Genomic DNA, 20158 nt, shown 5'->3' with positions numbered 1-20158 from the left:
ATACACTATTTTTTATCAAAGCGAAGAAGAAAATGATAAAATGTTACATCAAGTTACTTGCCAATTCACTCAACTGGCTACGCTCTCCTTTCACTAAATTGACATGGGCAAACAAGTTTTGATCTCTCATACGGTCTATCATATAGACAAGTCCGTTGGATTGGTTATCCAAATAGGGCTGGTCAATTTGCTGAATATCACCTGTAAAGACCATCTTCGTCCCTTCTCCGGCACGTGTTATAATCGTTTTAATCTCATGAGGTGTCAAATTTTGCGCTTCATCAATAATACAATAAGTCTCGCTCAAACTACGTCCGCGAATAAAAGCCAAAGCTTCGATAACGAGTTGGTCGCTTTTCTGCATATCTTCCAACCGCTTTACTTCACTTGAATTGGAAGCGAACTGATGCTTGATAACATTCAGGTTATCAAACAAAGGTTGCATATAGGGAGCCACCTTTTCATTGGCATCCCCCGGAAGGAAGCCCAAGTCCTTATTGGATAACGCAACGATAGGACGCGCCAGTAAGATTTGCTTATAATCCGTCAGCTTACCCAAAGCCGCTGCCAGCGCCAACAGTGTTTTACCTGTTCCCGCCTTGCCTGTAAGGGCTACCAATTTGATATTCGGATCATTCAGAACTTCAAAAGCAAAACTCTGTTCTGCATTGCGCGGCTCGATTCCATAATTCTTTGTCTTGTTCACACGGCAAACAGAATGAGTAAAAGGGTTATAACGGGCAAGCACGCTGCTACGGTCGCTCTTCAATACAAAACATTCATTGGGATGAATGATATCTTTAAAATCAAACTCACTAATATCCAGTCCCTCTTTGGACGAATAGATACGATCTATCAAAGTCGGGTCAACACCCTCAAATACTTCGTTCGACTTCTCAAATATATCCACATTGATAACCTTGTCATTGATATAATCCTCGCACAACAATCCAATAGAGCGTGCTTTCATACGAAGATTGACGTCCTTGGTGACAAGAATTGATTTCATCTTCGGCTTCTTCTCTGTCAGCCAGTCAACAACGGACAATATCTGATGATCGGGAATACGTTCCGGGAAAGAGTCGTGTACACGAGGCGAATCCACCGAACCGGCTACTACAAACAAGCGCCCCAGTCCTTCACCCAGCGGAGCGCCTTTGGTAAAAAGACTGTCGTCGGTAATCAAATCGAGTTCCCGAACAAACTCACGGGCATTGAAATTTATCTGCTCGTTGCCTTTCTTGAATTTATCGAGCTCTTCAAGTACTACAATGGGAAGATAAATGTCGTTCTCTTGAAAATTCTTCAAACAGTTATAGTCGTGAAGGATAACATTAGTATCAATCACAAAATTCTTCTTAGCTCCCATACTCTTTAGATTTAAATTGTTTATACCACATACCGACAATATAAAATAAAGCAAGCATACACACTTAAATAAAAATTGCCTTATCTTTGCCGTTCCTAAAGATAACACTTTAATAGAGAGAAAGGATTGCTTTCCCGTTAATTTTTATAAAAGATGAACTATCAGAACACTTTAACTTACTTATATAACAGTGCACCCATGTTCCAGCAAGTGGGTGGCTCGGCATACAAAGAAGGACTGGAGAATACGCGCATATTGGATGAACACTTTGGAAATCCCCACTATTCATTTCGCACAATCCATGTGGCAGGAACCAACGGCAAGGGCTCTTGTTCGCACACGATAGCCGCCATACTGCAAGAAGCCGGGTATCGCGTAGGACTTTACACTTCTCCCCACTTGGTAGACTTCCGCGAACGAATCCGTATAAACGGCCGACCCATACCGGAAGAGTATGTGGTACATTTTGTAGAAAAAGAACGTAGTTTCTTCGAACCTTTACATCCTTCTTTTTTTGAGTTGACCACTGCCATGGCATTTTGTTATTTTGCTGACGAAAAAGTAGATGTGGCCGTTATAGAAGTGGGACTGGGCGGCCGACTGGACTGTACGAACATTATTCATCCGGACTTGTGTATCATTACCAATATCAGCTTTGACCATACTCAGTTTTTAGGCGATACACTGGCAAAAATAGCCGGAGAAAAAGCCGGTATCATCAAGAAAGACATTCCTGTTGTCATTGGAGAAACCACACCCGAAACCAAAGCGGTTTTCTTGCAAAGAGCCGAGGAAGTGAATGCTCCGATAATATTCGCGGAAAATACGACTAAAAATGATTATCCCAGAATGAGAACTGAACTGCAAGGGCTTTACCAGATAAAAAACACGCGTACTATCCTCACTGCCCTACCGTTGTTGAAGAAAGCCGGCTACCACATAGACGAGCAAAGCGTACGCAACGGTTTTGCCCATGTCTGCGAACTGACAGGACTAATGGGACGCTGGCAAAAACTTCAGGACACCCCCACTCTGATATGTGACACCGGGCATAACGTAGGAGGTATAACTTACATTGCAGAGCAACTGAAACAGCAGAATTACCGCCACCTTCATATTATAATAGGTATGGTAAATGACAAGGATGTCAGTGGAGTACTTGCCTTACTTCCCAAAGATGCCACCTACTATTTCACCAAAGCCAGTGTAAAACGGGCTCTCCCCGAAGAAGAGCTATGCAAACTCGCCGCTAAAGCCGGTCTGCAAGGAAGCTGTTATCCGAATGTCTCTGCCGCAGTAACTGCCGCACAAGAAAAAAGCCACCCGAAAGATTTTATCTTCGTAGGTGGCAGTAGCTTTATTGTTGCAGACCTGTTAGCGAACCGCGATGCACTCAATCTCCACTAAAGCATCTTTTGGAAGCGCCTTTACAGCAACAGCCGAACGGGCGGGAAAAGCTCCGTCAAAATATGTGGCATATACCTTGTTCATGTCGGCAAACAAGGACATATCCGCCAGAAAAACGGTAGTCTTTACAATATTCGCCATACCCAATCCTGCTTCTTCCAAGATATGCTTTACATTCTCCAACGACTGGCGGGCTTGAGCCTCTGCACCTTCTGCCATAACTCCGGTAGCTGCATCAATAGGCAACTGACCTGATACAAATACCATCCCGTTTGCTTCAATAGCTTGACTGTAAGGGCCTATTGCACCCGGAGCCTTTTGGCTACAAATTACTTTCTTCATAATTTTTATTCCTTTTTATCTGTTCATTATCAAGTATATAACATTTTATCTTGCAATATTCTCAAAAAAAGTCAAGAGACCCGTGCAGTATTTAAAAAAACAGTGCATTTACTATACGAATACACGAAAGAAAATTTCACTCATAACCTGTTAATACCTAGACTTAACTTTTATTTTAGCATGGGGAAGTTTTCCCATTCAAAGGCTCTGCTTGCGAAAGCAGGGCTTTTTCCTTATCGAAGCATCTATTTACAGTGTTTCTCAATCAGTTCATCCACATTCGGATCGCCTAACTCCTTCGCTTTAGCAAAGTTCTGGCATGCTTCCTGATTCTTTTTCATTTGCAACTGCGCAATTCCCATAAGACGATAGGCTTCGGCATACTTAGAATCGACCTTCAAAGCGTCTTGCAAAACTTTCAATGCCTCTTCATTGCGCCCCACGCGAATATTGACAACAGCAAGTTCCGCACGATAAGTAAGTTCTTTGGGATTTAATTCGATAGCCTTGTCCAAATCATCCAGTGCACGCTGGAACTGCTTGGCTTTCAAAGCTGCCTGTTCTCGATAGTAATAGAACACATCATTCACTTTTCCATTCACAGTCTTATAGTAAGCGTCATAGTCGAGCATGGCTGCACGTGCCTGATTTGCATTCATACGAGCTTGGGCACGTTCCAACAGATAAGGAGCGGCTTCTTCCGTGTACGGCTCACTGAAACGAGCCATACAACTGTCCATAAGCGCCAATATTTCCTCCGCAGGCGCTTTCATCAATTCTTTTGTCTTAGCTGCGCTAAAGAAAGTTGCTGCTGACGCCAGATTGGACTGATTGACCTTTTCGTAGCAAACCAAAGCTCCCGGGTAATCCTGTTTTGCAAACAAAATATCTCCCTCCGTCTGTATATACACCGGAAGTTCCTGAACAGCAATCGCCTTCCTGATTTCATCTACCGCTTTATCGTAAGACCAATCCTTATAAGGTTTCTCCGGATTGCCCAACATATAGTTATATATCAATTTGGCACGATTATAATATACGTCATCTTTCTTCTGAGTTACACTCAAAGCTTTATCCATATCAGCCACCACTTTTTCCATTGAAGCATCATCTTTAGACTGATACAACCAGTTAGCGGCACGACGCATATAACCGTCCGCACTATTCGGGTATTCGGCGATAAAATCATCCAACAGTTGTCCATACTTCTCCGGAGTTACCTGCGACGAAGCCATGAAAAGGAATACCAAAGCCTGCTCTTCCGTATCGGGCAATGCCTTCTTGATACCTATATTCTTTAAAGCCATATCGCTGAAAGAGAGTGCTGATACATTTTGAGCCATTACAAAGTTTGCGTCCACCGCATAGCAGATTGTGGCTGTATCTGCACCGGATGATTTCTGTGCAAGGGCAAAGACTTGTCCTTCTTCAGTCATAACCGGACAACTCACCATTTTATCTTTCAGATGCAGGTTAAGTGTGTAATAATAATATTTCTCGGAAAACTTATCTGCAGCCTTCACCTGTCCGGCAGTATAAGAACGGTCTTTTTGAGTGGAATAAGGCAATATATATACATTACCCCCCACTGCCGGAGCTACGGTTGCCGGATTCAATGCGGGAACTTTCTTGGTTGATATACCCACACGAAACTTGATTACATCGTACATATCATTTGCCCCCATAATGGAAACAACCGGCATTTGGACACCTTCCGAGTTCATTACTACCGCCCGTTGCGCTCCTTTGAACAAAGAATAGTCAGACAAGGCAACGCCATCTTCCGTTACGAAGAAACCGTTTCCGGTATTCAAAATTTTATCATTCTCATCATAAGTAACCACCGAGAATACGGCACGCTTAGCTTTCTCCACCCATTTGGGGGCTTGTGCTACACTCCACTGAGCCAAAAGGCACAGAGTGCAAAGCAGGAAAATCTTCTTTTTCATATTTAGTTGGTTCTTTGTTTTACAGCTTCGTAAATTAAGATACCGGCTGCAACAGATACGTTAAGAGACTCAATCGTACCCAGCATCGGAATCTTTACCCATTCGTCGCATAACGCGAGGTTGTCATAAGAAACTCCCTTGTCTTCAGCTCCCATGATTATACACATAGGGCCCGTATAATCGGCTTTTGTATAATCATAATCACCTTTTTCCGTAGCAGCCACAATATGGAAACCGCTATTTTTAAGGAACTGCAAAGTATCTTTCAAATTCTGTTCACGACATACGGGCAAAGTATGTAATGCACCTGCCGAAGTCTTTACCGCATCGGCATTTACCGTAACGCTGTTCTTGGCAGGAATAATAACAGCATCTACCGCCGCACACTCACAAGTACGGGCTATCGCTCCAAAGTTGCGTACATCCGTTATACCGTCCAGCATAACAAACAGAGGATTCTTGCCTTCCTCAAAAAGAAAAGGTACTAAATCTTCCGTTTTCTGATAAGTCACAGCCGAGACAAACGCTATCACGCCTTGATGATTTTTACGGGTAAAGCGGTTGATACGCTCTACCGGGACACGTTGTACGGGAATCAAAGTTCCCTTCAAAGCGGCAAACAACTCTTTGGACAAGTCGCTCTGAATATCTTTCTTTACCAGTATCTTGTCGATGTCCTTACCGGCCTGAATCGCTTCTATTACGGCACGAACGCCGAAAATCATTTCACTTTTATCTACCATTGTATCTTATTGTTTTTTATTTTTTATCTCTAAGCAGTACCAAGCAATGCTTTGGCATTATTGAGTGCAGCTTCCGTCAAGGTAGCGCCACTCAACATATGGGCTATTTCCTCTACCCTCTCCTTATCCGTCAAGCGGCGGATATGGCTATTGGTTTCCGTCTCATTATCCTGCTTATACACTTTATAATGAGCGCGTCCGCGAGCTGCAATCTGCGGCAAGTGGGTGATACTGATAACTTGGCGGTCACTATCGCCCATTTCCTGCATTATGTCTGCCATGCGGTCGGCTATCTCACCGGAAACTCCGGTATCTATTTCATCGAATACGATAGTGGGTAACTTTACAGCTCCGGCTATCATTGCTTTGATGGACAACATAACGCGAGCTATCTCACCACCCGAAGCTACCGAAGAGACATTCTGCAAAGTTCCGTTCTTATTGGCGGAGAAAAGGAAGTTTACCGTATCCGCACCATGTATACCCGGTTCCTTACGTGTACCGATTTCCACCAGAAAACGAACATTGGGCATTCCTAACGGTATCAGGCGGGCTGCCATCTGTTTCTCAACCTCACGAGCCGCAGCGGTACGCAACTTGGTAAGCACCGCAGCTTGTTTCTTCACCTTATTATATAAAACTTCGCTATGAGCTTTCAGTTCTTCAATCCGTTCATCCGATGAAGTGATATTGGAAAGTTTAGCGGCATAGTCATCTGTCAAAGCCAAAAGTTCATCCACCGTAGAGACGCGATGCTTCTGTTGGAGAGTATAAATCAGATTCAAGCGATCATTCACTTCTTCCAGCCGGGCGGGATTAAATTCAATTTCATCTTCCTTTCCTGAAATCTCCTGAGAAATATCTTTCAGTTCGATGTAGCTGCTTTCCAAACGTTCGGCAAGTTCTCCTGCGGAAGAATATACTTTCTGTAATCCCAACATTGTATTCAGGCATTCTTTCAGTGCGGAAAGCAGTCCGCCTTCATCGGAGTTCATCACCTGATTGGCACGGAACAACCCGGCTTTTATCTCTTCCGCATGGCTCAGCGTATCGGCTTCCTGTTCCAGTTCTTCCTGTTCTCCGGTAGTCAAGTGTGCATCTTCCAATTGTTCCAACTGAAACCGGATATAATCCTCATCAGCTTTATTCTGCTCTGCAAGGGCTGTTAGATTCTCCAACTCCTGCTGTACCCGCTTCCATTCCCGGTGAAGGGTTTGGTATTTAGCAAGCTCTTCTTCATCGTGCGCCAGTATATCCAGTACGTTTAATTGGAAGCCCTCTTTATTCAACAATAAATTCTGATGTTGCGAGTGCACGTCAATCAATTGTTCGCCAAGTTCTTTCATCTGTACCAATGAAGCGGGCGTATCATTTATGAACGCACGACTTTTACCCGAAGCATAGACTTCACGGCGAAGAATACACTCATCTTCGTATTCCAATTCATTTTCCTCAAAGAAAGGCTGCATACCATAACCGGCAATCTCAAAACGGGCTTCAATCACACATTTTGCAGCACCCTGCCTGATAGACTTCACATCGGCACGCTGCCCCAACAACAGACCGATAGCTCCTAATATAATGGATTTTCCGGCACCGGTCTCACCTGTAATCACCGAAAAACCGCTGCCGAGGTCTATATCAAGTTTCTCGATAAGCGCATAATTCTGTATGTATAGAGAACGCAACATTTTATTAAATAGAGAATTGAGAGTTGATAATTGAAAAATAAGGCTACTGTCTCATCACTTCCACTAAATGGTCAATAATATCCGCAGCCACTTCCACCTTAGACTTCAACGGATAATCCTTTTTACCATTCCTATCTATGATGCTGATTTTATTAGTATCGTAACGGAATCCGGCACCTTTGTCATTCAATGAATTAAGCACTATAAAGTCCAAATTCTTACGGTTTAGTTTATCTTCCGCATTATGCTGCTCATCGTTGGTTTCGAGGGCGAATCCCACCAGAACTTTACCGGGGTATTTCTTTTTCATTTCTCCCAAGTGAGCGGCAATATCCTGCGTCGGTTTCAGATTCAATGATATATCTCCGGTCTTTTCCCGTTTTATTTTTTTATCGGCAACCTGTTCCGGCGTATAGTCGGCAACGGCCGCAGCCATAATAACAGCATCCGCATTGTAAAACAAAGAAGTAGCAGCCTCAAACATCTGTCCGGCAGATTCTACATTAATATGCCGGTGCATAGAATAACGCGTTTGAAGCTGAACCGGTCCTGAAACCAGAATAACCTCCGCTCCTCTTGCCGCACATTCATCAGCGAGCGCATAACCCATTTTACCTGATGAATAATTGCCGATGAAACGTACGGGGTCAATTTTTTCATATGTCGGTCCGGTAGTTATCATTATTTTCTTTCCGGCCAAATCACCGTCTTTGGCAGCAAAGAACTCTTCCAAATGACGGATAATTACATCCGGTTCTTCCATTCTGCCCTTGCCCACCAAATGACTTGCCAGTTCACCTGTTCCCGGTTCTATAATATGATTGCCATAGGAACGGAGCGTCTCCAAATTCTTTTGGGTGGACGGATGGGCATACATATCCAAGTCCATTGCCGGAGCAACAAAAACAGGGGCTTTGGCAGACAGATAAGTGGTTATCAGCATATTGTCGGCAACACCATTCGCCATCTTGCCGATAGTGGAAGCTGTAGCCGGAGCTATCAGCATGGCATCCGCCCACAAGCCTAAATCCACGTGACTGTTCCAAGTACCGTCACGTTGTGCAAAAAACTCACTAATGACAGGCTTACCGGTAAGAGCTGACAAAGTAATGGGAGTTATAAATTCTTTTCCTGCAGGAGTTATAACGACTTGCACTTCCGCTCCTCGTTTTATAAGCCCGCGAATGATATAGCAGGCCTTATAGGCGGCAATACTTCCTGTAATGCCGAGTACTATTTTCTTTCCTTTCAGTGGATTTGCCATGAAATCAAGTTACTAATTACAAAATACAAGCAGAATATTACTTCTGGGTAATTTCACGCAGACGGATTTTAGTCAGCATAGCTTTGGTGTTCAGTGTAAAATCACTGTTCAGTATCCAGCTGTAATAGCCCGGATCACGCTTCAGCACATCCGCTACCGACATACCTTTATACTTGCCGAAGTTAAAGACTTCCACACCTTTATCATCGTAAACCATGCGTCCTGCAAAATCCACATTCTTGTTGAAGCTGGAATAATCCGACAAAAAAGCTACATCATTCTGCAACTCAGGATAGCGATCCAGTTGTGACATCAACACCTCATAGGTAGCGCGCGTATCAGCTTCCGCTGTATGAGCATCTTCCAGATTCTTATCACAATAGAACTTATAGGCGGCAGACAACGTACGTTGTTCCATTTTATGGAAAATAACCTGCACATCCACAAATTTGCGACGGCTCATATCAATATCCACATCCGCACGCAGAAATTCTTCTGCCAAAACAGGAATATCGAAACGGTTAGAGTTGAAACCGGCGAGATCACAACCTTCAATATCATTAGCGATATTACGTGCCACTTCTTTAAATGTGGGGCAATCCGCTACATCTTCATCATAAATGCCATGAACGGCAGAAGCTTCTGCAGGAATGTGCATTTCGGGATTGATACGCATGGTTTTGGTTTCTTCATTTCCGTTGGGATATACTTTAAGATAACAGATTTCCACTATGCGGTCGGAGTTGATATTTGTTCCCGTAGTCTCCAAATCAAAAAAGACAATCGGATTTTTCAGATTTAATTTCATGAAGTTTCGTATTTAGTTTTCATCCTACAAATAATCTGTCCCGAATTTATCTTTTAGGCACGGACTACACGGACTGACACGGTTTCTCTATAAACCCGAACCGTGAAATCCGCATAATCCGTGCCTAAATCAAAAAAACAACAGATTACTGTTTTATTAATCATTCAGCATCATCGGCATCAACAGCATCAGCAGATCTTCATTCTCTTCCTGCTCTACCGGAACAATAACACCGGCACGTGAAGGGTCAGCCAATTCGATAACCACTTCATCCGCTGATATATTATTCAGAATATCAATCAGGAAAGTAGACTTAAAGCCGATGCTCATCGGGTTGCCGGCATATTGGCATATCTGTGTTTCTTCTGCAGAAGTGGAAAAATCGATGTCCTGTGCGGAAATCACGATCTGGTTCTCCTGCATACGCAACTTGATAAGGCTGCTTGCCTGTGATGAGAAAATAGACACACGACGCAATGCACCGATAAGCTGTTGGCGGTCTACTGTTACCTTGTACGGATTGTTTTGCGGAATGACAGAGTTATAGTTCGGATAACGTCCCTCAATCAGACGGCACACCATACGATAGTTTTCTAAGGTGACAACAGCGTTGCGTTCATCAAATTCTATCGTTACCATGCCCTGTTCTTTCGGCAGCAAGTTCTTCATCAGGTTTGCGGGTTTCTTGGGGAGAATGAAAGCTGCACGTTCATTGCCTTTGGCAGCCAGCGTCTTGCAACGTACCAGTTTATGACCATCGGAAGCTACCATTGTTATATCTTCGGTAGTAATATCAAAATAGATACCGTTCATTACGGGTCGGAGTTCATCATCAGCGGTTGCAAACACTGCACGATTTATACCGCCCAACAACACCTGCGCATCCATTTCCACGCGAACAGCATTATCGCCTAACATAGCGGACTGGGGAAATTCATCCGCATTCTGACCCATCAGGCTATATTTACCGTTTTGATATTGTACCGTAATTTCCAAAGAGTCTGTATTGATGTCAAATGTCAGGGGTTGTTCGGGAATTTCCTTCAAAGCGTCCAACAAAGTCTTGGCAGTCACCGCAAAACGTCCGTCCGTATCACTTTCATTCACTTCGACTGTAGTAACCATAGTTGTTTCGCTATCAGAAACAGTTACAGACAGAGTTCCATCTTGTAGTTCAAAGAGGAAACAATCCAAAATAGGCAGCGCATTCTTCGAATTAATCACGCGGCTGATAGCCTGCAAATGGCTGGAGAGCGCAGTACTCGAAACGATAAATTTCATATATTCTGTATATTTAAGTTTTAATTTCAACCAACTTGTTAACTAACGGACAAAGTTAAAAAAAGAATTCCCTACGACAAAGAAATAGTAAGAAAAAACAGCTGTTTATTCGTCGCATATCCCTAAAAAATTGTAACTTCGCCGCATCATTTAAAAAGACAACAATGGAATTTACAGGAAAAATTATCGCTATACTCCAGCCCAGAGGCGGAGTTTCCAAGACAGGTAACGAGTGGAAGGCACAGGAATACGTAATCGAGGATCACGGACAATATCCCCGTAAGATGTGTTTTGACGTATTCGGAGCGGATAAAATAGAACAATTCAACATCCAGATGGGCGAAGAATTGACAGTTTCTTTCGATGTTGACGCACGTCAGTGGCAAGACCGCTGGTTCAACAGTATTCGTGCATGGAAAGTAGAACGCGTCAGCACAGCCGCACCTGCACCGGGCGCACCGGTTCCGCCGCCGGCTCCGTCTGCAGCACCGGAATTTTTGTCCGGAGACGCTAAAGACGATTTACCCTTCTAAAGTGAGAATTGAGAATTAAAAATTGAGAAATAAGAAAAGAGGTTTTTCAATTTTTAATTCTCAATTTCCTCCAACTCCTGCCCTTTATACAGTAAGACAAGATTCGGGTACACCACTCCATCCGTACAAGTAAATTGTATGCCAATTACGAAATGGCGGAAAAACTTGGATTGGCGGAAAAAGAAATTCGGTATCAGCCGTACATAGGTTTCCGGTTGATACATCATCTCCTCCATATCCACCATCATGGCAAAATTATAATAGGAAGAAAGGCTGCCCACCCCCTCCTCATATACCGAAGTACCATCCAACACTTCCTTATTCTCAACAGCATCTATATAAGCGGAAAGACTTTGCGCATCGGGAGCCAGCAACAACGCTCCTTTATAGAAACAAGCGTAGGTATGCAGTGCAGACTCTGTAATACCCGTCAGTTGCGTCAACATAGTATTTCGAGGTAACATATACTGACGATACTTTCGTGCACGCGGGTATTGCTTATAATTGGGAGATGTCTGCGGCACCATCGGAGCATCCTTTTCTTTGGGGGTAGCGTAGAGCATATGCTGCAAATAACGTTCCGCCCGCGCTTCATCCTTTACAAGGATGCTCATTACGGCACAAGGGTACTTGTCAGCAGTATCTTTGGACTGAAACAAGCAGGACATGATACTCTCTCCCGCATATTCTTTCATAAACATCATCCACTCTTCATCCCGCTTCTTGATATAATTGGAATAAGTCGCCTTGGCATATTCCTGCCGTGAAGTAAAGCCGAACATCGATTCCAAATCCGAAATAGCCCATTGGTCATAGAAAAAAGTCGATGAGGGAAGTCGTTCTCCCAAAAATCCCTTTATCGGCTTTTGTTTGCGTAATGCATTGATAAAGGTATGGGTGCTATCCGCTCCATGACTGATACCGGAACAATAAATGGCTTCCTCGTTGAACTTCATATCAAATTCCGCCCAGCTTCCCAAGCGCGTTTGCGAACGGATGCCGTCCGTATCCTTACCCATATCCACTTCCTTCATGCGTACATACACCGTTGCCGTCACATTATTGCGTTTGCCGGCATACATGGTACGAAAAGAGGGCACATCCATTAGCGAACGGTCAGCACGGCGAGCGTCAATCACCTGTTCTATCAAACGCTTCTGGAAACTGACAGCCAAGAAATCCGATGTGAAATAAGCCGCAAGAAAACGTCCGTCCTCCATGGGATAAATACGTATTTCCTCTCCGTTATAGTCAAAATATTTAGAAGGGAAAGTGCTGGAACAATACTTACGCACAAAAGACTCTACCAATTCGTAGTCTCCTGTCCCCAGGCTGCAATATAGCACTTGATTCAGAGGAGTATCCGGTTCATGGAAGCTGATAAGCATCTTGTTCATCTGCTTGCTCAATCCATGCGGCGTGTCACCCACCAACGTATTAAGATATTTCTTCAGGTAGACGAAAAGTTCAGATACATACAGGAAATGGTCGTCCTTGCTGCAATGCAGCCCGTTGATGTCTTCCATCAAATCCGCCATACGGTCTGTTTCAAGTACGGCTGTAGCATCCTGCGGCACTAATGTGAAAAGATTAAAATCCTGTTGGTTTTCCACTGCATTCATACGCAGAAACGAATATACGCCAAAGCCCGTACATAGCAAAACTATGGACACAATAACGGCTATTCTTATGAGGAGTCGGAGCTTCATGGCATAAATTCATCAACTGTTGGCAAAAATAGGTATTTCTACTAATAAAACAAAACAAATGTTTTAAAAAGTTTAGAAATATATTTCCATACCATCATAAGCAAAATGCATATGGGGCGGCAATTGACTGTCTATTCCGGCATGCAGTCCTGCATGATGACTCATATGGATAAAATAAGTTTCTTTTGCGCCAATACGTTCCGCAGCCGCCAACGCTTCCGATATGCTCTGGTGCGTAGGATGCGGCTGTGGTCGCAAAGCGTTTATTACCAGAACATCCAGTCCCCGCAATTGTTCATACGAAACATCCGGCATCGTGTGCATATCCGTTATATATCCCAAACGTCCGCCAATGCGATATCCCAAGATGGGCAGCCGTCCATGCATCACGGCAACCGGCAATATCTCTGTTTTCCGGATAGAAAAAGGCTTGCCGGCTTCCACTTCCTGCAAGTAGATGCGCGGTACACCCGGATACACCTTGTCCACAAAACAATATGGCATCCTCACCCTCAAATGGGTTGCAGTATAGGCATCTGAATAGATGGGTATTTCCGAGAAGCGGCAGAAAGGGCGCAAATCATCCAGTCCACCCACATGGTCGTAGTGTTCATGGGTAATCAGCACACCGTCAATCCGTTCGTAAATAGAAGCCCGCAACATCTGTGTCCTGAAATCGGGACCGCAATCTATCAGTATCGTCGCATCGTCCGTATGCAACAGGGCCGATGCCCGCAGGCGGTTATCCCGCGAATCAGCAGAAGTACAAACAGGGCACATACAACCTATTTCCGGCACCCCGGTAGATGTTCCGCTTCCTAATATAGTCAGTTTCATAACAGCGCAGCTCACTAATCGTTAATCACTCAATAAAGTTTACTTCCGGCCAAATTTCCACACCGAATTTCTCCTTAACCGAAGCCCTGACAGCATCCGACAGAGCAACCACATCTTTTCCGGTCGCGCCACCCAGATTCACAAGCACCAAAGCCTGTTTATCATGTACGGCTGCAGGTCCCAAGGCCTTGCCTTTCCAGCCGCATTGGTCTATCATCCATCCGGCAGGAATCTTCACCCGGTCGGCATCCACCTCATAGTGAGGCATAGAAGGATACTGATGCAGCAGCCTTTCAAAAAGCGCACGCGGCACAATGGGGTTCATGAAGAAACTTCCGGCATTGCCCAGCACTTTCGGATCGGGCAATTTACTGTTACGGATATCTATAATCACCTGACGCAGGGTAGCTAAATTCACCGCCGGATGCTTGGCAAGCTCCTGACGAATCGTGCCATAGTCTAATGTATAGCATTCTTTCTTGCCCAGTATGAAGTTTACGTAAGTCACAAAGACCGACTTCATTTCAGGCTTCTTAAAAAGGCTTTTCCGGTAGGCATATTCACATTCATCCTTTTGGTAAATGCGCTTCTCACCGCGAATATTTACCGTCTCCACGGACAAAATGAGGTCTTTTACCTCTACGCCATAAGCGCCGATGTTCTGTACAGCGCTTGCACCCGTTTCACCGGGGATTAGCGACAGATTCTCCGCACCATACCAACCCCGTTCCACGCAATAAGCCACAAAATCATCCCATATCACGCCCGCACCTACACGCACGCACACCTGTTCGTCATCTTCTGCAGTCACCTCCATTCCACCGATGCGCGAGTGCAGCACAATGCCGTCATAGTCTTTCACAAACAATAAATTACTGCCGCATCCCATATGTAGAAAAGGAGAAGTGATACGCCCTTCGGCTATCATTTTCTCCAGTTCCTCTACCGAGTCATATTCTGCATACAAGGCAGCTTTCACATCAAATCCGAATGTATTGGGTATTCTCATAAATTTCAAATGCTCGTATCCTCATATTTATACATCTCCCACTCTCCTCCCCGTCTCCGGAAGTAGAATACGTTGGAATATCCGTTGCCGATACCGTTCACTTTCAGTATCTTCGTATTAGAATTATCCTCATTCTTTTGTCCGTAGTTAATATTGGACAACTTGTCCACAGGCAGCGGCGGGCGGAAAGCGTACCATTGGTTCACATCAAGGGTCGTTTCCAATATGGCAAACTCATCGTCGGGGTCAATCGTGACAAACTGCAGCGGGTCGGCGATGTGCTTGCTTTGATACAAGCTGTCCGTCACAAAACGGGTGTAGAAATCCACAAAATTCTCGCCCTCACCTTCCTCTATATGGCGCAAATTAATGGCTTCCAACATCCACATACCCTCCTTACGCTCAAAGTAATACTTCTTCACCATGCGCGTTTTCAGGTAAATCCACTCCACCTGTACGGACTTCAACGCTGTGTCACCCACCATATCCATGTCACTCTCACGATCGAAAAGCAATGTGTAATAATTTTGCTTGGTAAACAGGTAGTCGTGCTTCCAGAAACGCTCCTCAATTTTTGAAGGGGTGTCCCGGTTGTAATAAGGCAAAGGAAACACCGTCCTCTCCCGTTGCAAAGCCTCGTCCGAAGCATAGTTGAAGATAAAATCATCAAACAGTTCGTCCGCTTCCAACGGTTTAGGTTCTTCCTCCACCTCAGCCTGCAGCAGCGTATCGGCCTTATGGTTTGCCGAATCCACCATTTCGGTAATGGTAGTAAAGGGATCCATCTTCGTCTTTCTGTTCCCGCATGAGAACAGAAAAATGAGTATGCAGAATCCCGTTAGTAATTGTTTCATTCTTTACTGACCCTCTACGGTCATTTATTTAATTTTGCTCTTAGCTTTTCAAGCATATCCACGGTCATGGACTCCAAATCGAATTGCGGCATCCAGTCCCATTCTTCACGGGCGCAGGAGTCATCCAAAGAGTCCGGCCAACTGTCGGCAATGGCCTGTTTCAAAGGGTCTACCTCGTAAACCATCTCAAAATCGGGCACATGCTTCTTGATAGCAGCGTAAATCATTTCCGGGTCGAAACTCATGGAAGCGATGTTGAACGCATTCCTGTGTTTCAAACGCGCCGGAGCGGCTTCCATCAGCGAGATAGCCGCATTGATGGCATCGGGCATATACATCATGTCCATAAATGTACCCGCCTTTACGGGACAGACGAACTTTTCGCCTTTCACAGCCGAATAGAAGATATCTACCGCATAGTCCGTCGTACCGCCACCCGGAGGCGTCACATTGGAGATAATGCCGGGGAAGCGTACCGCACGGGTATCCACCCCATATTTCGTATAATAATAATCACTTAACAATTCTGTCGTCACTTTTGTTACGCCGTACATGGTGCGCGGGCGTTGAATGGTGTCTTGCGGCGTCTTTACATGAGGAGTGTTTTCTCCGAACGAACCGATAGAACTCGGCGTAAATACGGCACAACCGTACTCACGGGCTACTTCCAGTACATTCCACAACCCGTCTATACCGATTTTCCACGCCATTGCCGGACGGCTTTCGGCGACTACCGACAACAAGGCAGCCAAATTATAAATTGTATCAATCTTGAATTGTCGTGCAACTACTTCAATAGACTGGCGGTCTGTCACATCAGCAATCGCCGATGGACCAGAGGCTTTTAACTCACCTTGCGGCATAGCGCTCGGAATGTATCCGGCCACAACATGGTCGTCACCATAACGCTTGCGCAACTCCAATGTCAACTCCGAGCCAATCTGTCCTGTGGCTCCAATTACCAAAATATTCTTCATACAACTTATTTATAAGGTATTCTTCACATTACCGATGCGCAAATATACGTACTTTTTTTTCATTTTTCTATCAAAAAGATATTGTTTATTCCAAGAAAAATGATGTCCTTTGTAGAGCTTCAGATTACGATGTCTCACTTATTAAAATAAAAAGCTATGTATGGTAAAATGAAAGACCATCTCAGCAAAACTCTTGCTGAAATTAAAGAAGCTGGACTCTACAAAGAGGAACGCCTGATTGAGAGTGCGCAACAAGCTGCCATCACCGTGAAAGGCAAGGAAGTGCTGAACTTCTGCGCCAACAATTATCTGGGATTGTCCAATCATCCCCGCCTGATAGCCGCAGCTCAGAAAATAATGGAACGACGCGGTTACGGAATGTCGTCCGTCCGTTTTATCTGCGGAACACAGGATATTCACAAAGAATTGGAAGCCGCCATTTCCGATTACTTCAAGACGGAAGACACGATTCTTTACGCTGCCTGTTTTGACGCCAACGGCGGTGTGTTCGAGCCTCTCTTCACCGAAGAGGATGCCATTATCTCCGACTCCTTGAACCACGCTTCCATTATCGACGGTGTGCGTCTCTGCAAGGCAAAGCGCTACCGTTATGCCAACGCCGACATGACCGAACTTGAGAAATGCCTGCAAGAAGCCCAAGCGCAACGCTTCCGCATCGTCGTAACGGACGGTGTATTCTCTATGGACGGCAACGTGGCTCCTATGGATAAGATATGCGACCTTGCCGAGAAGTACGACGCGTTGGTTATGGTAGACGAATCTCACTCTGCCGGCGTGGTAGGCGCTACGGGTCATGGCGTGAGCGAACAGTACAATACCTACGGGCGTGTGGATATTTACACCGGCACGTTGGGCAAAGCCTTTGGGGGCGCTTTGGGTGGTTTCACCACAGGCCGCAAGGAGATTATCGACTTATTGCGCCAGCGCAGCCGCCCGTACCTGTTCTCCAACTCGCTCGCTCCGGGCATCATCGGTGCAAGTCTTGAAGTGTTCAAAATACTGAAAGAAAGTAATGCCCTGCACGACAAGTTAGTAGAAAATGTAAACTACTTCCGCGACAAGATGACCGCTGCCGGCTTTGACATCAAGCCTACTCAAAGCGCCATTTGCGCAGTAATGCTATACGATGCCAAGCTGTCTCAAATTTATGCTGCCCGTATGCAGGAAGAAGGTATCTATGTAACCGGATTCTATTATCCTGTTGTGCCGAAGGGTCAGGCACGCATCCGTGTGCAAATCTCCGCCGGACACGACAAGGAGCATTTGGATAAATGTATCGCAGCGTTTATAAAAGTAGGAAAGGAATTGGGAGTACTGAAATAAAAAAGGTGATAGGGTGGTAAAGCCTATCACCCTACCACTTCTTTCATGCGGGTACAGCTATTAGCTCACGCCCTATTTCACGTATAACTTCTATTATTTCATCAAAACGTTGTTTCGACGGTTTCTTTGCCCCACTCACATATTGGGCAAACAAACTTTGTGACAAGCCCAAACGGCGGGCTACTGCAGAGGCGTTCAGTTCGGGATGGGCAATAAACAAATCATATAAAGGATTCGATTTCTTTTCTTGAAAAAAACCTTCAAAACTTAAATCTTCATCCAATTCTTTCCAATGAATACCATATTCACCCACTTCAAAATTCGCACGCTGTTCAGGAGTGGCAAACTTTAATCTTTGATAATTTGCAAATTCTTCACAGGCTTCCTTACCGTCAATTGTACGTATCCATACAGCTGTATCGGTCAACCATACTTTTTCTACTACGTCTTTCATAACCGTTCATTTTGCTTTGTTAAAGAATTTATTCCAATGCTCTGCTATTACCTCTTGATTTTCTTCAATTATAGATTCTACAAGCTTCAACTCAGAAGATTTCAAGCCATTGTTTTTTACTAACATGACAGGGAATAATATAAATTTCGCACTAACATTCCCCTTTATTACATGAACATGAATAGGTTCGTGGTCGTTAGCATAAAACATAAAACGAAAACCAAACAAGATAAATATTGTAGGCATAACTATTTCTTTTTCTTCTTATTACAAAGATAGGTAATTATTTAATTACCCACAAGAAGAAACATGAAATAATATAAAAAAAGTGGTAGGGTGATAAAAAAGCAATAGGGTGGTAAAGCCTATCACCCTACCACCCTATCATTATCACTTTTTTCTATTATTTTCTTTCACCCAGTTTCGCATCAATAAAGAAGATTCCGGAAGCACCGGCTTTCTTTATCATGTCTACGATGCCGGAAGCGGTAGCTTCTTCTTCTACCTGTTCGCGAACGAATCCCCACAAGAAGTCTTGAGAAGCCTTGTCTTTTTCGGCTGCGGCTACGTCCACCAGAGCATCAATCATCTTCGATACGCGGCATTCGTGTTCGTAAACCTGTTCGAATACTTCCAGCGGAGTACCGAAATCGTTGGGAACAACATCAATTTTATCTAATTTAGCCTTACCGCCGCGTTTGATGATGTACGATGCCAATTCACAAGCATGTCCGTGTTCCTCGAAAGATTGCTTCTTCAACCAAGAAGCCATTCCGCAATAACCCTCTTTCTCCATATAGAAAGACATTGCTAAATAAAGGTTAGATGACCACATCTCAGCCGTAATCTGCTCGTTAATTGCATTCTGTAATTTTTCTGTTATCATAATTGTATTTATTAAGTAAATTGAAATGATTACAAATATAACAAGACTGCATGGATATTGTTCATCTCAATAACATTATTTAGTAAAAAAGACAAAATACAATCTCATGATATCATGTTTACTATCCGAGCGGATTGTCCTTATCCCCCTCGTCGGGAATCACGCCGCCGCCATTGCCACCGCCACCGGAGTTTTCACCGTCTATCGCTGCCTGCACATCGAGGAATTCAATCTTCTCCCCGGCACGTGTGGAAGTAAGGTTCGGCTTTACGCTACTCGATGCGCGGAAGTTTATCTTCACCGTCCGGATATTCTTGGACGTGCAATCCTTCACATCCGCCACACCCGCAGAGCGGGCGGAAAGGCTGAACACGCCGAAATCCTGAATATTCACCGAGTGCCCGTTGTACAGCGCCGTACGCATCGCTTCCACGAAGTTCGTCAGCACGCTCTTGATGTCGCCGTAGGAAAGGGAACTCTTCTCTTTCATCTCGTACGCAATGCTGTCCAGCGTCATGGTCTGGCCCATGGTCACAAGGCGCGGATGAAAAACTATCTCGGAATCTTTGTTTTTGGGGTCTTTCCGATAACCCACTTTCTTAAATGGTACTGCCATGTTAATTGAGAATTTAGAATTAAAAAATAAGGGGAGAAGGGAGGAGATTCTTCGTCGCAAGCTCCTCTGAATGACAGGATGATTT

20 protein-coding genes are annotated in these 20158 nt (G+C 44.5%); 3 read left to right on the top strand and 17 right to left on the bottom strand.

Going from position 1 to position 20158, the window contains the following annotated elements; translation table 11 throughout:
- Positions 1–43: 43 nt before the first annotated feature.
- Entirely contained in the window at positions 44–1369 is a 1326-nt protein-coding gene (locus DW121_RS11670) for a PhoH family protein (protein ID WP_117713049.1), read from the bottom strand.
- Positions 1370–1522: 153 nt separating this feature from the next.
- On the opposite strand from DW121_RS11670, the gene DW121_RS11665 reads away from it, so the two are divergent.
- Entirely contained in the window at positions 1523–2776 is a 1254-nt protein-coding gene (locus tag DW121_RS11665; protein WP_118323853.1) for a bifunctional folylpolyglutamate synthase/dihydrofolate synthase, read from the top strand.
- Here DW121_RS11665 and DW121_RS11660 read toward each other — a convergent pair.
- The 7 genes from DW121_RS11660 to dnaN form a co-directional block, all read right to left on the bottom strand.
- Positions 2744–3118 carry a RidA family protein gene (locus DW121_RS11660; RefSeq protein ID WP_117713051.1) on the bottom strand — a complete coding sequence of 125 codons (375 nt, stop codon included), beginning with the start codon at positions 3116–3118 and terminating at the stop codon, positions 2744–2746. The two genes, DW121_RS11665 and DW121_RS11660, sit on opposite strands and share 33 nt — an antisense overlap.
- Before the next feature lie 245 nt (positions 3119–3363).
- A complete protein-coding gene (locus tag DW121_RS11655) occupies positions 3364–5067 on the bottom strand; it encodes a tetratricopeptide repeat protein (protein WP_118323852.1) in 1704 nt (567 codons plus the stop codon).
- Between the two features lie 2 nt (positions 5068–5069).
- Positions 5070–5810, bottom strand: coding sequence for a 23S rRNA (guanosine(2251)-2'-O)-methyltransferase RlmB (gene rlmB, locus DW121_RS11650; protein WP_118323851.1), 741 nt, complete (start codon positions 5808–5810; stop codon positions 5070–5072).
- Positions 5811–5839: 29 nt separating this feature from the next.
- Complete coding sequence (gene recN, locus DW121_RS11645) at positions 5840–7501, bottom strand: DNA repair protein RecN (protein ID WP_118323850.1); 1662 nt, start codon at positions 7499–7501, stop codon at positions 5840–5842.
- A gap of 43 nt (positions 7502–7544) precedes the next feature.
- Positions 7545–8765 carry a bifunctional phosphopantothenoylcysteine decarboxylase/phosphopantothenate--cysteine ligase CoaBC gene (coaBC, locus tag DW121_RS11640; RefSeq protein WP_118323849.1) on the bottom strand — a complete coding sequence of 407 codons (1221 nt, stop codon included), beginning with the start codon at positions 8763–8765 and terminating at the stop codon, positions 7545–7547.
- Between the two features lie 37 nt (positions 8766–8802).
- Positions 8803–9573, bottom strand: coding sequence for a 3'-5' exonuclease (locus DW121_RS11635; RefSeq protein WP_117713056.1), 771 nt, complete (start codon positions 9571–9573; stop codon positions 8803–8805).
- Positions 9574–9729: 156 nt separating this feature from the next.
- On the bottom strand, positions 9730–10854 hold the full coding sequence (gene dnaN / locus DW121_RS11630; RefSeq protein WP_117713074.1) for a DNA polymerase III subunit beta: 1125 nt from the start codon (positions 10852–10854) through the stop codon (positions 9730–9732).
- Positions 10855–11018: 164 nt separating this feature from the next.
- On the opposite strand from dnaN, the gene DW121_RS11625 reads away from it, so the two are divergent.
- Positions 11019–11387: a DUF3127 domain-containing protein gene (locus DW121_RS11625; protein ID WP_117713057.1), complete on the top strand. Its 369-nt coding sequence runs from the start codon at positions 11019–11021 to the stop codon at positions 11385–11387.
- 53 nt (positions 11388–11440) lie between these two features.
- Here DW121_RS11625 and DW121_RS11620 read toward each other — a convergent pair whose 3' ends face one another.
- From DW121_RS11620 to DW121_RS11600, 5 genes are all read right to left on the bottom strand, one after another.
- Entirely contained in the window at positions 11441–13096 is a 1656-nt protein-coding gene (locus tag DW121_RS11620) for a DUF3352 domain-containing protein (protein WP_117713058.1), read from the bottom strand.
- A 72-nt stretch (positions 13097–13168) separates the two neighbouring features.
- The gene (locus DW121_RS11615) at positions 13169–13933 is read right to left on the bottom strand and encodes an MBL fold metallo-hydrolase (RefSeq protein WP_118323848.1); all 765 of its coding nucleotides are present in this window, start codon (positions 13931–13933) and stop codon (positions 13169–13171) included.
- A 25-nt stretch (positions 13934–13958) separates the two neighbouring features.
- Complete coding sequence (murB, locus tag DW121_RS11610; RefSeq protein ID WP_118323847.1) at positions 13959–14942, bottom strand: UDP-N-acetylmuramate dehydrogenase; 984 nt, start codon at positions 14940–14942, stop codon at positions 13959–13961.
- A gap of 5 nt (positions 14943–14947) precedes the next feature.
- Positions 14948–15796, bottom strand: coding sequence for a DUF4348 domain-containing protein (locus tag DW121_RS11605; RefSeq protein ID WP_118323846.1), 849 nt, complete (start codon positions 15794–15796; stop codon positions 14948–14950).
- Between the two features lie 20 nt (positions 15797–15816).
- Positions 15817–16773 carry an NAD-dependent epimerase/dehydratase family protein gene (locus DW121_RS11600; protein ID WP_117713062.1) on the bottom strand — a complete coding sequence of 319 codons (957 nt, stop codon included), beginning with the start codon at positions 16771–16773 and terminating at the stop codon, positions 15817–15819.
- Positions 16774–16929: 156 nt separating this feature from the next.
- On the opposite strand from DW121_RS11600, the gene kbl reads away from it, so the two are divergent.
- Positions 16930–18117: a glycine C-acetyltransferase gene (gene kbl, locus DW121_RS11595; protein WP_117713063.1), complete on the top strand. Its 1188-nt coding sequence runs from the start codon at positions 16930–16932 to the stop codon at positions 18115–18117.
- A 43-nt stretch (positions 18118–18160) separates the two neighbouring features.
- On the opposite strand, the gene DW121_RS11590 is transcribed toward kbl, so the two are convergent.
- The 4 genes from DW121_RS11590 to DW121_RS11575 form a co-directional block, all read right to left on the bottom strand.
- Positions 18161–18571: a DUF2442 domain-containing protein gene (locus DW121_RS11590; protein WP_117713064.1), complete on the bottom strand. Its 411-nt coding sequence runs from the start codon at positions 18569–18571 to the stop codon at positions 18161–18163.
- Positions 18572–18577: 6 nt separating this feature from the next.
- Complete coding sequence (locus tag DW121_RS11585) at positions 18578–18817, bottom strand: DUF4160 domain-containing protein (protein WP_117713065.1); 240 nt, start codon at positions 18815–18817, stop codon at positions 18578–18580.
- A 157-nt stretch (positions 18818–18974) separates the two neighbouring features.
- The gene (locus DW121_RS11580; protein ID WP_117713066.1) at positions 18975–19457 is read right to left on the bottom strand and encodes a ferritin; all 483 of its coding nucleotides are present in this window, start codon (positions 19455–19457) and stop codon (positions 18975–18977) included.
- A gap of 121 nt (positions 19458–19578) precedes the next feature.
- Positions 19579–20073: an HU family DNA-binding protein gene (locus DW121_RS11575; RefSeq protein WP_117713067.1), complete on the bottom strand. Its 495-nt coding sequence runs from the start codon at positions 20071–20073 to the stop codon at positions 19579–19581.
- Between the last annotated feature and the right edge of the window lie 85 nt (positions 20074–20158).

Origin of the sequence: Bacteroides sp. AM10-21B (genome assembly GCF_003472565.1) — a bacterium.
In the GTDB taxonomy this organism is placed as follows: domain Bacteria; phylum Bacteroidota; class Bacteroidia; order Bacteroidales; family Bacteroidaceae; genus Bacteroides; species Bacteroides propionicigenes.
Note: the sequence above shows the minus strand (reverse complement) of the source record. Positions and strands in the feature narration are given on the sequence as shown.

Bases quoted from the DNA above. Each gene is read 5' to 3' on its own strand.
- kbl (WP_117713063.1), top strand. From the start codon at position 16,930: ATGTATGGTAAAATGAAAGACCATCTCAGCAAAACTCTTGCTGAAATT.
- DW121_RS11660 (WP_117713051.1), bottom strand. From the start codon at position 3,118: ATGAAGAAAGTAATTTGTAGCCAAAAGGCTCCGGGTGCAATAGGCCCT.
- dnaN (WP_117713074.1), bottom strand. From the start codon at position 10,854: ATGAAATTTATCGTTTCGAGTACTGCGCTCTCCAGCCATTTGCAGGCT.
- DW121_RS11615 (WP_118323848.1), bottom strand. From the start codon at position 13,933: ATGAAACTGACTATATTAGGAAGCGGAACATCTACCGGGGTGCCGGAA.
- DW121_RS11655 (WP_118323852.1), bottom strand. From the start codon at position 5,067: ATGAAAAAGAAGATTTTCCTGCTTTGCACTCTGTGCCTTTTGGCTCAG.
- DW121_RS11590 (WP_117713064.1), bottom strand. From the start codon at position 18,571: ATGAAAGACGTAGTAGAAAAAGTATGGTTGACCGATACAGCTGTATGG.
- DW121_RS11575 (WP_117713067.1), bottom strand. From the start codon at position 20,073: ATGGCAGTACCATTTAAGAAAGTGGGTTATCGGAAAGACCCCAAAAAC.
- DW121_RS11605 (WP_118323846.1), bottom strand. From the start codon at position 15,796: ATGAAACAATTACTAACGGGATTCTGCATACTCATTTTTCTGTTCTCA.
- DW121_RS11585 (WP_117713065.1), bottom strand. From the start codon at position 18,817: ATGCCTACAATATTTATCTTGTTTGGTTTTCGTTTTATGTTTTATGCT.
- coaBC (WP_118323849.1), bottom strand. From the start codon at position 8,765: ATGGCAAATCCACTGAAAGGAAAGAAAATAGTACTCGGCATTACAGGA.
- DW121_RS11600 (WP_117713062.1), bottom strand. From the start codon at position 16,773: ATGAAGAATATTTTGGTAATTGGAGCCACAGGACAGATTGGCTCGGAG.
- DW121_RS11635 (WP_117713056.1), bottom strand. From the start codon at position 9,573: ATGAAATTAAATCTGAAAAATCCGATTGTCTTTTTTGATTTGGAGACT.
- DW121_RS11670 (WP_117713049.1), bottom strand. From the start codon at position 1,369: ATGGGAGCTAAGAAGAATTTTGTGATTGATACTAATGTTATCCTTCAC.
- DW121_RS11665 (WP_118323853.1), top strand. From the start codon at position 1,523: ATGAACTATCAGAACACTTTAACTTACTTATATAACAGTGCACCCATG.
- rlmB (WP_118323851.1), bottom strand. From the start codon at position 5,810: ATGGTAGATAAAAGTGAAATGATTTTCGGCGTTCGTGCCGTAATAGAA.
- recN (WP_118323850.1), bottom strand. From the start codon at position 7,501: ATGTTGCGTTCTCTATACATACAGAATTATGCGCTTATCGAGAAACTT.
- DW121_RS11580 (WP_117713066.1), bottom strand. From the start codon at position 19,457: ATGATAACAGAAAAATTACAGAATGCAATTAACGAGCAGATTACGGCT.
- murB (WP_118323847.1), bottom strand. From the start codon at position 14,942: ATGAGAATACCCAATACATTCGGATTTGATGTGAAAGCTGCCTTGTAT.
- DW121_RS11620 (WP_117713058.1), bottom strand. From the start codon at position 13,096: ATGAAGCTCCGACTCCTCATAAGAATAGCCGTTATTGTGTCCATAGTT.
- DW121_RS11625 (WP_117713057.1), top strand. From the start codon at position 11,019: ATGGAATTTACAGGAAAAATTATCGCTATACTCCAGCCCAGAGGCGGA.